The sequence below is a fragment of the Nocardia sp. NPDC059154 genome (genome assembly GCF_042755705.1).
GTDB lineage: Bacteria > Actinomycetota > Actinomycetes > Mycobacteriales > Mycobacteriaceae > Nocardia.
Genome location: NZ_JBHZCS010000037.1, coordinates 38406 through 51807, shown reverse-complemented (window position 1 = coordinate 51807; position 13402 = coordinate 38406). Strand labels below are relative to the sequence as shown.

Here is a 13402-nt window from a genome sequence, read left to right as displayed (position 1 = left end):
AGTGGGGGAGGGGAGGGGGGGTGTGGGGCGGGGGAAGGGCGTGGGTTGTTTGTGGGGAGCGGGGAGGGAGTGGGGGGTCCCCCCCCATCCCGATTCGGGGGGTGGGCGGGCCGCCCGCTGCCCGGACTCGGCTTGCTCGCCGGGCTGATCAGCCTGATCGTCACCTGCCCGCTGCTGTTCGTGGTCCTGCAGGCGTATCACTCCGGATGGCCCGCCGCGCACCGGCTGCTGGGCCGGCCGCTCATGGCCACCCTGCTGTGGCACACCCTCGCGCTCACCGTCACCGTCACCGCCATCACCACCGTGGTCGGGTTCAGTGCGGCGTGGCTGGTCTCACGCACCGACCTGCCCGGAAAACGCTGGTGGACAGTCATTTTGACGATGCCGCTGGCGGTGCCGGAGTTCGTGCACGGCTACTGCTGGGTGTCGCTGTTCCCGTCGGTGCACGGTTTCTGGGGTGCAGTGCTGGTCGAATCCGCGCTCTACCCTTTGGTTTTCCTACCGGTGATCGCCGTGCTGCGGCGTGGGGACGGCACCGCCGAGGAGATCGCGCGCAGCCTCGGCCATGGGCGGCTCGCCACGCTGTGGCGGGTGACCGTGCCGCTGGCCCGGCCGGCGCTCGCCGGTGGCGCGCTGCTGGTGGCGCTGTATCTGCTCGGCGAGTACGGCGCGTTCGCGATGGTCCGGTTCACCACCTTCGCCACCGCCATCTACACCCAGTACGCCACCGCCTTCGACACCGCGTCCGCGAGCATGCTCAGCCTGGTCCTCATCGCGCTCGCGTTGCTGGTGGTGACCGCCGAATCCCGCGTCGGCAGCCGCGGCCGCATCGTCGCGGACAATGCGAGCGGCCGCCGCTGCGCACCGGTCACGCTGGGTCACGCCCGTATACCCGCCCTGGCAGCGCTCACCGCGATCGTCGCTGTGACGCTGGGAGTTCCGATGTACGCGCTCGGATATTGGCTGGTGCAGGGCAACTCCAGCACGCTGCCCTCGGCGTCGATCTGGGCGCAGACGATCACCACCGTCGGATACGCGCTCGCGGCCGCCACGACCGCGACGCTGGCGGCGATCCCAGTGGCGCTGTACGCCTGGAGACGCGACAACCGGCTCGCCCGTTGCATCGAACGGGTGGCCTACCTGACCCGCGCCCTGCCCGGCATCGCTGTCGCGCTCGCGGTGGTCTACTTCGGCATCCGCTACGCCCAGCCGCTGTATCAGCAGCCGCCGATGCTCGTCGCAGGGTATGTGGTGCTGTTCTTCCCGCTCGCGCTCACCGCGGTGCGGGCCTCGCTGGCCCAGGTGCCGCCCGGTGTGGAGGAAGTCGCTCGCTCCCTGGGCACTCGCTGGTGGGGTGTACTGGGACGAGTCACGCTGCCGCTGATCGTCCCCGGTCTCGGGGCCGCGTTCGCCATGGTGGCGCTCACCGCTTCCACCGAATTGACCGCCACACTCCTGTTGCGGCCCACCGGAACCCAGACCCTCGCCACCCAATTCTGGGTCTACACCACCGGATTGGCGTGGGGCGCGGCCGCACCGTACGCGGTGGTGATGACCGCCCTGTCGATCCCGGCCGTGATGATGGTGGCGGCACGAACCCTACGACCGGTACAGGAGGGTCCCCGATGACCGGTGTGAAGATCACCAACCTGACTGCCGCGCACGGCAGGCACGAGGTTCTGCACGGGGTCGACCTCGCCGTCGACGACGGCGCACTGGCCTGCGTGCTCGGCCCGTCCGGGTGCGGCAAATCCACCCTGCTGCGCACCATCGCCGGATTCCACCGCGCGACAAGCGGAACCGTCACAGTCGGCGGACGCGTCCTCGACGACGGACGCACCCACGTCCCCGCCGAGCAGCGGCGCATCGGCTACGTGCCACAGCACGGCGCGCTGTTCCCGCACCTGAGCGCCGCCGCCAATATCGGGTTCGGGCTGCCGCGCGCACAACGGCGCGGCCGAGTCGCCGACATGCTGGACCTGGTGGGGCTCACCGGCCTCGGCGACCGCCACCCCCATCAGCTCTCCGGCGGCCAGCAACAACGGGTCGCACTCGCCCGCGCTCTCGCACCCCGCCCCGACCTGCTGCTACTCGACGAACCCTTCTCCGCTCTCGACGCCGCGCTGCGAACCGACATCCGCGCCGAAGTCGCCGACCTGCTGCACCGCGCCCACGCCACCGCCATCCTGGTCACCCACGACGTCGACGAAGCCCTCGCCTTCGCCGACCTCATCGCCGTCATGCGCGACGGCCGCATCACCCAGACAGGCGAACCACACGAACTGTTCCACCGTCCCGCCGACAGCGACGTCGCCCGCACGCTCGGCGAAGCCAACCTCATCCCGGTAGACGCCACCGGCACAACGGTTTTCGGATTACCCCAGGGCGGCCCGGACGGCAGCCTCATCCTGGTGCGCCCACACCAGCTGCGCCTGCACCCCGAGCCCGCACCCGGCTCGATACCCTGCCGAGTCGTACGCACCCACTTCCGCGGCCATGACCACCGCATCGAGCTCGCCCCCGAGCCCCGCACCACCCTGCCGGACCCGCTCATCGTCTACACCCCCGCCGACTCGACTCCGCCACCGCCGGACACCACCGTTCACGTCACCGTTGCGGGTGCGGCACATCCGCTGCGCACCTGAGCCCGAGGAGGTCGCTGATCTCCACACCGAGTCCGCCGAGCGCATCGTCGTTGGTACTCGGCAGGCCCGGTCCCATGCGAGGGACCGGGCCTGCCGAGCCGAACATCCAACCGAGCGTGCGGCGACAGAATTACAACGAGCCGCCCGCAGCATGCGGAGCACCCGAAGCGTCCTTCGGACCGCTCATTTCCCGCTGCACGAAATTCTCCAGGTCGAACATGTTCGCGCTGGCCCGCTCCGCAACCGTGGCCAGCGTCTTCATCCTCGCGACCTCTTCGACCTGCTCCTTGAGGAACCACTGCATGAACTGCTCACCCTGGTAGTCGCCCTCTTCGCGGGCAGTCTTGGCGAGCTGGACGATCTGCTCGGTGACCGATTGCTCCTGGGCCAGCGCCAGCGCGATCGGCTCCTTCGCGTTCGCGAAATGCGATGTCGCGGCATCGATGTTCGCGAACTCGACGCTCACGTCCTGATCGATCAGATACTGCACGAGCATCATCGCGTGATTGCGCTCCTCCACGGCGTGCTTGTAGAAATACTTCGCAAGCACCGGCAGATCCGCATTGTCGAACCACACCGCGACCGCGCGGTACTGATGTTCGGCATTGAATTCGTTACGGATCTGCTCCTGCAGGAGCGCGTGGAATTTGCTGCTCTTGGTTTGGGTTCGGATGGACATGCCGATGACTGTAATACCCGTCACACCTGAGAGGTGTGTAAGTGCGGCATGATTACACTGCGGCGCGCACCCAGGGATTCCCAAAACCGTTTCGGCTCACCACACGGTCCCTGTCTCCGGGCTCAGCGGCCCTGGCAATAGTCAACGCTAGTGAGCCGAATGCAGTGCATGCATTGCTCGCCTCGTTCCGATTGCCACGTAGCCGGAATCCGGTCCGAGTCAGCGTCGATGACGAAACCATGACCGACGCGGTATCGAGCCGGCTGACCTGGCCGGCGCGCCGTAGGGTGCGTGCAGGCTGCGCTCGCCTCGATGCCGGGTTCGCTGACGGCAACGGGCATTTCGTGGCCGCCGGTCTGTCGTGAAGTCGATCGAAGAGGTGATGTGATGGACGCTCGAGTCCCTGATGCGGAGGCGATGGCCGACCTCCTTGGGCATCATCTTCCGGGTTTTCGGGTTGTTTCAGCGGTATGTCTCGGTCAAGGACTGGACAACGTTTCTTATGAGATCAACGGCGAGTTGATCATCCGATTCAGCAAAGAGTGCGATCCGGATCGGCGGGCCGAGCTGGTCAGCGGCGAAGCACGGCTACTGGCTGTGGTGGCCTCGATATCGCCGGTGCCGGTCCCCGATCCGATCTTCGTCGCTCCCGAGCGGGGGTGTCTGGCCTACCGCAAACTCGCCGGTCGGCCCATGATCGATCTACCCAGCGGAATCGGGGCCACTCACACCGATTCCGTCGCCGCCGTAATGGGCGAGGTACTGTCCGCCTTGCACACCACCACACAAGGCCAGATCGGTGACCTCGTCGAGATCGATGTTCAGCCAATGCAATTGTGGCTGACCGAGGCCGCGGACAATTACGCTGCCGTCGCCACGGCCCTACCATCGATCCATCGCCGCGCGGCCGAGACCTTCTTCTCGACCCCGCCCCCAGCCGACTGCGCCGACATCGTCTTCTCGCACAACGATCTGGGAATCGAGCACATCCTGTTCGATCCCCGCGCCGCCCGAGTAACTGGCATCCTCGACTGGAGCGACGCCGCGATGATCGACCCCGCCTACGACTTCGGGCTCCTCTACCGCGACCTGGGCCCCACCGCCTTGACCATCGCAATGCACACCTACCGAACCCGAACCCGCGCCGACGAAGGCACCCATGCCCGTGCCCAGTTCTACGCCCGGTGCAGTGTCTTCGAAGACCTCGCCTACGCACTCCGAACCGGACATACCGAATACCTCGACAAAAGCCTCGACTCCTTGCGATGGCTATTCCCGACCGGCCACTGACCGCCACCGGGCAGCCCATGTCGCCGCATGTGATCTGTGCCATCGGCGCGACCACTTGTGCTCGGAACAGTTGTGTCTTCACAATCGTTGTGTGCTTACAACTGTCGGCGAGCTGAGCTCGCGCCGGAAGACGATCATCCTGATCACCTGCTGTTTGAGCTTGCTGATCTCGTCCATGGACGCGACCATCGTGAATGTCGCCATCCCCGCCATCCGCGACGACCTGGGCGCGCCGCTGTCGCGGCTGCAGTGGATCGTCGACGTCTACACGCTCACCCTCGCCAGCCTGCTCATGCTCTCCGGCGCGGCCGCCGACCGCTTCGGGCGCAAGCGGGTGTTCCGCATCGGGCTGCTCACCTTCGCGGTCGGCTCGCTGCTGTGCAGCCTCGCGCCCACCATCGAGGTCCTGATCGGCGCGCGGTTCGTGCAGGCCGTCGGTGGTTCCATGCTGAATCCCGTTGCCATGTCGATCATTACGACCACCTTCACCGGCCGGATCGAGCGGGCCCGGGCGGTCGGCGTGTGGGGCGCCGTGGTCGGCATCTCGACCGCGCTGGGGCCCATGGTCGGCGGCGTGCTCATCGACAGCCTGGGCTGGCAGTCGGTGTTCTGGATCAACCTGCCCATCGTGGCGGTCGCGCTGGCGCTCACCACCGTCTATGTGCCGGAATCGAAGTCGGCCAGGCCGCGCGGCATGGATCCGATCGGGCAGGCGCTGGCGATCGTGGTCCTGTTCACCCTCGTGTACGGCCTGATCGAGCGCGAACCCGCGGTCTTCGTGGTGTCCGCCCTGGCGCTGGCCGGATTCGTCTGGCACGAGGCGCGCCACCCGTCGCCGTTCATCGATCTGCGCTTCTTCCGCAGCTTCCCGTTCTCCTCGGCCACCGTCATCGCGGTCTGCTCGTTCGCCGCGCTGGGCGCGTTCCTGTTCGACATGTCGCTGTATCTGCAAGGGACGCGGCACTTCTCGGCCGTGCACACCGGTCTGCTGTACCTGCCGATGGCACTGGGCATGCTGTTCTTCTCGCCGCTGTCGGGGCGGCTGGTGGGCCGCTACGGCACCCGCCCGTCGCTGCTGGCCTCCGGCATCCTGATGGCGGTGGCCGCGATCGGCCTCACCCTGCTGCACCCGGACACCCCGATCTGGCAGCTGGTCATCACCTTCGCGCTGTTCGGCATCGGCTTCGGCATGGTGAACGCGCCCATCACCACCACCGCGGTGAGCGGCATGCCGCTCGATCGCGCGGGCGCGGCGGCCGCGGTCGCTTCCACCAGCCGCCAGGTCGGTGTGAGTCTCGGTGTGGCACTGTGTGGTGCGCTCACGGGCGCGGGATTGTGGTGGACCATCGCCGGTTTCGCCGCCGCGGTCACCGCGCTGGGCGTGGCCGCCAATACCGACTGGGCGTACCGTTCGCGAGATCGCGTCGCCCCCCTGCTCGAACAGAAGGTCCCCGCTCATGCCGGATGACACGCCCACGACCGACGAGGTCTGGCGGCAGCTCACCCACCTGGTGATGGACACCCGCGACACCTGGAAGCGCGCGGTGGTGGAGCGAACCGGCATGCCGTTCAGCCGGATTCGCATCCTGCGCCGGCTGCTGCCCGGCCCGCTCACCGCCAAGGAGCTGGCGCGGGCGGCCACCATGGACGCCCCCGCCACCACGGTCGTGGTCAATGATCTCGAGGAGCGCGGCCTGGTGATTCGCGAGATCGACCCGACCAATCGGCGCTGCAAGCTCATCTCGCTCACCCGCGCGGGCCAGGAGGTGGTGGCCGAGGCCCTCGCCACGCCGGACCCGGCGCCCGCCGAATTGGCCGCCCTGACCCCAGCCGACCTGCGCACACTCCACGGACTTCTGCGCAAACTCGAACACTGACTTACCCGTTCGTGATTCAACCGTTATCGTTTGTCCCGTGCGACACCGAACCTGGAAGTCCCTCGCGGCCCTCTGTGGCGCCCTGCTGATCGCGGGCACCGGTCAGAGCCTCGCCGCCGCACCGGTTTCGGGGTCGCTCGCGCGCCCGGCACCGGAAGCTCCTGTCCGCCCGCTGTTTCCGATCGCCGGCCAGACCGTGGTCCTCGATCCCGGCCACAACGGCGGCGGCGCGGCCCACACCGACGAGATCAATGCCCAGGTGCCCGACGGCCGCGGCGGCATGAAGCCCTGCAACACCACCGGCACCAGCGGTGATGACGGCTACACCGAGCACGAATTCAATTGGGATGTGGCCCAGCGCGTCCGCGACCTGCTCAGCGCCCGCGGCTACCAGGTGATCATGAGCCGCGACAGCGACACCGGCGTCGGCCCGTGCGTGAACGACCGCGGCACCCTCGGCAATCGGGTCGGCGCGGCGGCCGTGGTCTCCATCCATGCCGACGGCGCGCCCGCGGGCGCCCACGGCTTCCACGTCGCCTACTCCTCGCCCGCGCTGAACGACGCCCAGTCCGGGCCGTCGGTGCAGCTGGCCACCACGCTGCGCGACACCATGGTCGGCGCGGGCTTCACCACCTCCACCTACGTCGGCTCGGACGGGCTGGACCCGCGGGCCGATCTGGCCGGGCTGAATTTCTCCGAGCGCCCGACCGCCCTCGTCGAGTGCGGGAACATGCGAGATCCCGGCGACGCCGCGGTCATCGAATCACCGGATGGCCGCACGCGATTCGCGCAGGCCATCGCCACCGCCATCGCGGCCTATCTGAGCTAGCACACAGGACTGAACGGCTCGAGGCGCGGGCACTGTCTGCGCCCGATTTGCCGTGAGTACATTCGTCACGTCATTTACCGACCGATTTCGGGAAACCGGACCGTTGAGTTCCGGGGAGGACTCCTTGACCACGACCGAGGCACAGCCGCGCTCGCGCTTTGCGAACTGGCTACTGGAGGACGCGGGTGAGCATCACTCGCAGATTCAAGGGCCGATGGCCAAGAAGGCTCCCAAGGAGCATCAGCATTCCTGGTGGAAGGTCATGTGCCTGACGGGTGTCGACTACTTCTCGACGCTCGGTTACCAGCCCGGCATCGCGGCCCTGGCCGCCGGCGTGCTGTCCCCGCTGGCGACCATCGTGCTGGTCGCGCTCACGCTGCTCGGCGCGCTCCCGGTGTATCGCCGGGTGGCCAAGGAGAGCCACAACGGCGGCGGTTCGATCGCCATGTTCGCCAACTTCCTGCCGAACTGGTGGGGCAAGATCTTCATCCTGGTGCTGCTGGGCTTCGCGGCCACCGACTTCACCATCACCATGACGCTGTCGGCCGCCGACGGTGCGGCCCACATCGTCGAGAACCCGTCCGTGCCCGGGTTCCTGCAGGACCAGAACATGACCATCACCCTGGTCCTGCTGGCACTGCTGGCGGCGGTGTTCCTCAAGGGCTTCAGTGAGGCCATCGGCATTGCGGTCGGTCTCGTCGGCGCGTATCTGGCGCTGAATCTGGTGGTCGCCGCGGTCGGCATCGTCAAGGTGCTGCAGTCGCCGCACCTGGTGACCGACTGGTCGCATCTGCTCACCGCCAAGCACGGCAATATCTTCGCCATGATCGGCGTGGCGCTCCTGGTTTTCCCCAAGCTGGCGCTGGGTCTGTCCGGCTTCGAGACCGGTGTCGCGGTCATGCCGCAGATCAAGGGCGATCCGGCCGACTCCAAGGAATACCCGCGCACCCGGATCAACGGCACCCGCAAGCTGCTGACCACCGCCGCGCTCATCATGAGCGGGTTCCTCATCGTCACCAGCTTCATCACCACCATCCTGATTCCGGAGAAGGAGTTCGAGGAGGGCGGGCAGGCCAACGGCCGCGCGCTGGCCTACCTGGCACACGAGTACCTCGGCAATGCGTTCGGCACGGTCTACGACATCAGCACCATCGCCATCCTGTGGTTCGCGGGTGCGTCGGCCATGGCGGGCCTGCTCAACCTGGTGCCGCGTTACCTGCCGCGCTTCGGTATGGCTCCCGAATGGGCGCGCCAGATTCGGCCGCTGGTCCTGGTTTTCGCGCTGGTCTCCTTCGGTATCACCTGGTATTTCGACGCCAGTGTCGACGCGCAGGGCGCGGCGTACGCGACCGGTGTGTTGGTGCTGATCACCTCCGCGGCCGTGGCGGTGACCATTTCTGCCTGGCACAAGCAGCAGTACTCGCGCGTGCTGGGCTTCGGCGTGGTGTCGCTCATCTTCGTCTACACCACCATCGACAACATCATCGAGAAGCCGGCCGGTCTGCATCTGGCCATCCTGTTCGTGGTGGCGATCATGGTGGTGTCCTTCGCCTCGCGCATCCGCCGGGCTTTCGAGCTGCGGGCCGTCGAGGTGATCTTCGACGAGAAGGCCTGCCAGATGATCGACCAGCTGGCCGAGCGCGGCGAGATCCGCATCGTCACCCACGACATCACCGATGGCCGCTCGCCCGAGGAGTACGCGGAGAAGGAGGCCGATCAGCGGCGCGAGAGCCACATCCCGGAGTCGGAGCCCATCCTTTTCCTCGAGGTCATCGTGAAGGACCCGTCGGAGTTCAGCACCACGCTGCACGTGACCGAGGTGGACGTGGACGACTACCACATCCTCACCGTCGAAGCCGCGGCCGTGCCGAACTGCATCGCGTCCATCCTGATCGCGATCCGCGACCGCACCGGCGAGTGCCCGCACGTGTACTTCGAATGGACCGAGGGCAATCCGCTGGTCAACCTGGTGCGCTTCATGTTCTTCGGTGAGGGCGAGGTGGCGCCGGTGACCCGCGAGATCCTGCGCCGGGCGATCCCGCGGCGGTCGCAGCGGCCGCACGTGCACGTCGATAGCTGACCTGCGCCGAAAAATCTAGGTGTAACTCCTGGTTTCATACATAGGTAGAATATTGCTACGCTCACGCAGCAAACGCGATATGAGACCAGGAGTACCGATGAAGCTACTTCCGAAGCTGGGCCGCCGACCGGTGACCGAACCCGGAGAGGTAGCCCTGCACGCCCGGAATGTGCAGTTCGATTGGTCCCGGACCGAACCGGTCTGGATGAAGCAGGAACCGATCGCCTCTCACGTCCTCAATGCCCTGAGCATGCTGCTGCCCGAAGGCGAGCGCATGTTCCTGGTGACCTTCGGCGAAGCCCTCGAACTGGTCAAGGACGAGAAGCTGCGCGAGGCCATGATCGGCTTCATCGGGCAGGAGTCCATGCACGCCGAGAGCCACAACGGGGCGCTCGAGGAGGTGCTGTCCTCGCACGGGATCGAAATCGAACCCTATGTGCGGCAGACGGAATTCCTGTTCCGCAAGACGCTGGGCCCGAAGGCGGCGGCCAGTGAGGCGGCGCGGCAGCAGCAACTGGTCGAGCGTCTCGGCGTCATCGCCGCGCTGGAGCACTTCTTCGCCTTCCTCGGCGACTGGATCATCAACGCCGATCTCGAACAGTTCGACACCGATCCGCAGATGCTGGACCTGTTCCGCTGGCACGGGGCCGAAGAGGTCGAGCACCGCATGGTCGCCCACGATGTGGCCGAGTACTTCGAGATCGGCTACGTGCGCCGCGGTGCGCTCATGTTGCTGGTGTTCCCGATCTTCATCGCACTCATCCTGCGCGGCACCAAGTTCCTGGTGCACGCCGATCCGTCGCTGCCCAACCACCGCTACCCGATGTTGATCGGGCGGATCTTCGCGGGCATGCGGCGGGGGTCGATTCCGGGGATTCCGTCGCTGCTGATCAGTGCGCTGTCCACCTTCAAGCCCGGCTACACCCCGGAGACCGTCGGCTCGACCGCGCAGGCCGTGGCCTACCTGGCGCAGTCCCCGGCCGCCCGGGCGCTGGCCTCGTGAGCGCGGTTCGTCCCGTCCCGGTTGCGCCGCCGCAGGATCTGTTCGGTAAGGGTCGTGCCGATCGCACCACGCGGGTGCTGGATTTCGTCGCCGAGAGCCGTTTGCGCTGGACCATATTCGTGAACCGGCGTGAGCCGGACGTGCGGGTGGACGACTGGCGGATTCCGCTGGTCGTGGTGGAGCGCCGGGTGGAGGCGCACGACACCGATGTGATCAGCCTGCTGATGACCGCGCCGGACGGACGCAAGCTGCCGGAGTGGCGGCCGGGCGCGCACCTGGATCTGGAATTGCCCTCGGGGAAGGTGCGGCAGTACTCGCTGTGCGGCGACCCCGCCGACCGGCACGCGTATCGCGTTGCGGTGCGGCGCATTCCGGACGGCAACGGTGGCTCGCTCGAGGTGCACGAGGAGCTGGCGGTCGGCACCCCGGTCACCGTGCGGGGGCCACGCAATGCCTTCCCGTTCGTGCTGCCCGGGTACGGATCCTCCGCCGCGCGAGTGCATTTCGTGGCGGGCGGCATCGGCATCACGCCGATCCTGCCGATGATCCGGATGGCCGACCGGCTGGGCGTGGAGTGGAGCATGGTGTACGCCGGGCGGTCCCGCGACGCCATTCCGTTCCTGTCGGAGGTGGAGTCGTTCGGCTCGCGGGTGACCGTGCGCACCGATGACGAGCACGGCATTCCCACGGCCGCGGAGCTGCTGCCGGGTGTCGGTCCCGACACCTCCGTCTACTGCTGCGGGCCGGTCGTGATGACCCAGCTCATCGCCGACGCCGTGCGCGAAATGCCCGGCGTGGAACTGTATTCCGAGCGTTTCTCGCCGCCGCCCGTGGTGAACGGCACGGCCTTTCAGGTGGAGCTGGCCCGCACCGGTGAGGTCCTCGACGTGCCCGCCGACAAGTCCGTGCTCGAGGAAGTGCTGAAGGCCCGTCCGGACTCGTCGTATTCGTGCCGGCAGGGCTTCTGCCGCACCTGTGTGGTGCGGGTGCGCTCCGGCGAGGTCGACCATCGCGACACCGTGCTCACCGACGCCGAGCGCGCGGCCGGCGACATGCTCATCTGTGTATCCCGTTGCGGCGGGGACCGTTTGGTGCTGGACATCTAGCGCCGTCTCTCAACGAGGAGAAGATCGTGACCGATCAACCCACCGTCATCCCCGCCGCCGAACGCCTGGTGCGCAGCGGTGAATTCGACATCGCCGTCTACGAATACGGTGAGCCCTCCGCGGAAACCATTGTGCTGGTGCATGGCTGGCCCGACGACAACCATCTGTGGGACCGGGTGGTGCCGCTGCTGGCCGACCGCTTCCACGTGGTCACCTACGACACCCGCGGGCACGGTCGCTCCACCCGCACCGACCGCACCGAGGACTACCGGCTCGAGCACTTCGCGGCCGACTTCTTCGCCGTCGCCGACGCGGTGAGTCCCGATGCGCCCGTGCACATCCTGGCCCACGACTGGGGTTCGGTGGAGATGTGGGAGGCCGTCTGCGAGCCGCAGGCCGCCCGACGGGTCGCCTCCTTCACCTCGGTGTCCGGGCCCAACCTGGACCACCTGGGCGCGTGGGTGCGGTCGAGCCTGTCGCGCGGCAAGGTGTGGGGGCCGTTCACGCAGCTGCTGTCGTCGGCCTACACCGGGCTGTTCATGACCCCGGGTGTGCCGCGGGTGGTGCTCAAGCCGCTGGGCACCGAGAAGATGTGGTCGCGCTTCGTCGGGCTGATGAACGAGACCTCGCCCGCCAACATCAAGCTCGGACCCGAGTTCCGGCGCGACTTCTTCGACGGCATGCGCATCTACCGCGCCAATATCCTGCAGCGCCTGGGCGATCCGCGCGAGCGCCGCACCGAGGTGCCGGTGCAGCTGATCATCGCGCGCCGCGATGTCGCAGTGCGGCCCGCCGGCTACGACGACACCAAGGACTGGGCGCCCAACCTGTACCGGCGCGAGGTCGGCGGCGGGCACTGGCTGCCGTTCTCGCACCCGGAACTGCTCGCCACCTCCACCGTCGAGCTCATCGACTCGCTGCGGACGGGGGATGCGCCGCGCACTTTGCGTCGTGCCGAAGTCGGTGGGGAGCAGCGGCCGTTCGAGCACCAGCTGCTGGTGATCACCGGCGGCGGCAGCGGCATCGGGCGCGAGACCGCGCTCGCCTTCGCCCGCAAGGGCTCGGAAGTCGTGCTCTCCGACATCAACCTGGACTCGGCCAAGGAGACCGCGGAACTCATTGCGCACGAAGGCGGTACGGCGCACGCCTACCAGCTGGACGTGTCCTCGGAGGCGGCTGTCACCGAGCACGCGGCGGCGGTCATCGCCGCCCACGGTGTGCCGGACATCCTGATCAACAATGCCGGTGTCGGCGCGGCGGGCGACTTCTTCGAAACCCCCGCGGCCGAATTCGACCGCGTGCTGAACATCAACCTGCACGGTGTCATCAACGGCTGCCGCGCCTTCGGCAAGGCCATGGCCGACCGCGGCCTCGGCGGCCACATCGTCAACCTCTCCTCGATGGCCGCCTACACCCCCCAGCGCGGCTTCGCCGCCTACTCCACCTCCAAGTCGGCGGTCTTCATGTTCTCCGACTGCCTGCGGGCCGAACTGGCTGGACAGGGCATCGGCGTGCACACCATCTGCCCCGGCATCGTCCACACCAATATCGTTGCCACCACCCGCTTCTCGGGTGTCTCCGCCGAGGAGGAGGCCGCCAAGCAGCAGCGCTACGACAAGCTCTACGCTGCCCGCCGCTACGGCCCGGAGAAGGTCGCCGCCCAGATCGTCAAGGCCGTCGAGCAGGGCCGCGACGTCGTCCCGGTGACCCCGGAAGCCTGGCTGCAGTACCGCTTCAACCGTTTCGCCCCGGCGGTGGCCCGCTTCTTCGCGGCCCGCGTGAAACTGACGTAGTCAGGTACCCATTTCGGTGGGGGCTCACACCGGTGGTGAGCCCCCCAGAAAATGGGTTTGTCGGACCGATTCTTCCTGGCGTAGCTTTCGGCTATATCTC

At 67.5% G+C, this 13402-nt stretch carries 11 protein-coding genes; 10 read left to right on the top strand and 1 reads right to left on the bottom strand.

Features of this window, described 5'->3' with window-relative positions; translation table 11 throughout:
• Positions 1–69 precede the first annotated feature (69 nt).
• Together ACFXN1_RS28925 and ACFXN1_RS28920 are read left to right on the top strand one after the other, a co-directional pair.
• Positions 70–1629, top strand: a complete 1560-nt coding sequence (locus tag ACFXN1_RS28925; protein ID WP_379463710.1) for an ABC transporter permease — start codon at positions 70–72, stop codon at positions 1627–1629.
• Positions 1626–2645 (top strand): ABC transporter ATP-binding protein, encoded by a 1020-nt coding sequence (locus ACFXN1_RS28920; RefSeq protein ID WP_379463709.1) that lies wholly within the window; start codon positions 1626–1628, stop codon positions 2643–2645. The genes ACFXN1_RS28925 and ACFXN1_RS28920 overlap by 4 nt, the downstream gene beginning before the upstream one ends.
• A gap of 130 nt (positions 2646–2775) precedes the next feature.
• On the opposite strand, the gene ACFXN1_RS28915 is transcribed toward ACFXN1_RS28920, so the two are convergent.
• A complete protein-coding gene (locus ACFXN1_RS28915; protein WP_379442989.1) occupies positions 2776–3324 on the bottom strand; it encodes a ferritin in 549 nt (182 codons plus the stop codon).
• Between the two features lie 291 nt (positions 3325–3615).
• Between ACFXN1_RS28915 and ACFXN1_RS28910 the strand changes: the two genes are divergently transcribed.
• The 8 genes from ACFXN1_RS28910 to ACFXN1_RS28875 all read left to right on the top strand — a co-directional run bounded on the left by ACFXN1_RS28910 (position 3616) and on the right by ACFXN1_RS28875 (position 13302).
• Positions 3616–4614: a phosphotransferase family protein gene (locus tag ACFXN1_RS28910; RefSeq protein WP_379442990.1), complete on the top strand. Its 999-nt coding sequence runs from the start codon at positions 3616–3618 to the stop codon at positions 4612–4614.
• A gap of 91 nt (positions 4615–4705) precedes the next feature.
• Positions 4706–6082, top strand: coding sequence for an MFS transporter (locus ACFXN1_RS28905; RefSeq protein WP_379404148.1), 1377 nt, complete (start codon positions 4706–4708; stop codon positions 6080–6082).
• Positions 6072–6491 (top strand): MarR family transcriptional regulator, encoded by a 420-nt coding sequence (locus ACFXN1_RS28900; RefSeq protein WP_354838014.1) that lies wholly within the window; start codon positions 6072–6074, stop codon positions 6489–6491. The genes ACFXN1_RS28905 and ACFXN1_RS28900 overlap by 11 nt, the downstream gene beginning before the upstream one ends.
• Positions 6492–6528: 37 nt before the next feature.
• Positions 6529–7320: an N-acetylmuramoyl-L-alanine amidase gene (locus ACFXN1_RS28895; protein ID WP_379442991.1), complete on the top strand. Its 792-nt coding sequence runs from the start codon at positions 6529–6531 to the stop codon at positions 7318–7320.
• A 124-nt stretch (positions 7321–7444) separates the two neighbouring features.
• On the top strand, positions 7445–9400 hold the full coding sequence (locus ACFXN1_RS28890) for an amino acid transporter (protein WP_379442992.1): 1956 nt from the start codon (positions 7445–7447) through the stop codon (positions 9398–9400).
• A 97-nt stretch (positions 9401–9497) separates the two neighbouring features.
• The gene (locus ACFXN1_RS28885) at positions 9498–10403 is read left to right on the top strand and encodes a metal-dependent hydrolase (RefSeq protein ID WP_379442993.1); all 906 of its coding nucleotides are present in this window, start codon (positions 9498–9500) and stop codon (positions 10401–10403) included.
• Positions 10400–11509 (top strand): PDR/VanB family oxidoreductase, encoded by a 1110-nt coding sequence (locus ACFXN1_RS28880; protein ID WP_379442995.1) that lies wholly within the window; start codon positions 10400–10402, stop codon positions 11507–11509. The genes ACFXN1_RS28885 and ACFXN1_RS28880 overlap by 4 nt, the downstream gene beginning before the upstream one ends.
• A 23-nt stretch (positions 11510–11532) precedes the next feature.
• On the top strand, positions 11533–13302 hold the full coding sequence (locus tag ACFXN1_RS28875; RefSeq protein WP_379443028.1) for an SDR family oxidoreductase: 1770 nt from the start codon (positions 11533–11535) through the stop codon (positions 13300–13302).
• The last annotated feature ends 100 nt before the right edge of the window (positions 13303–13402 follow it).

Bases quoted from the DNA above. Each gene is read 5' to 3' on its own strand.
- ACFXN1_RS28920 (WP_379463709.1), top strand. From the start codon at position 1,626: ATGACCGGTGTGAAGATCACCAACCTGACTGCCGCGCACGGCAGGCAC.
- ACFXN1_RS28915 (WP_379442989.1), bottom strand. From the start codon at position 3,324: ATGTCCATCCGAACCCAAACCAAGAGCAGCAAATTCCACGCGCTCCTG.
- ACFXN1_RS28900 (WP_354838014.1), top strand. From the start codon at position 6,072: ATGCCGGATGACACGCCCACGACCGACGAGGTCTGGCGGCAGCTCACC.
- ACFXN1_RS28885 (WP_379442993.1), top strand. From the start codon at position 9,498: ATGAAGCTACTTCCGAAGCTGGGCCGCCGACCGGTGACCGAACCCGGA.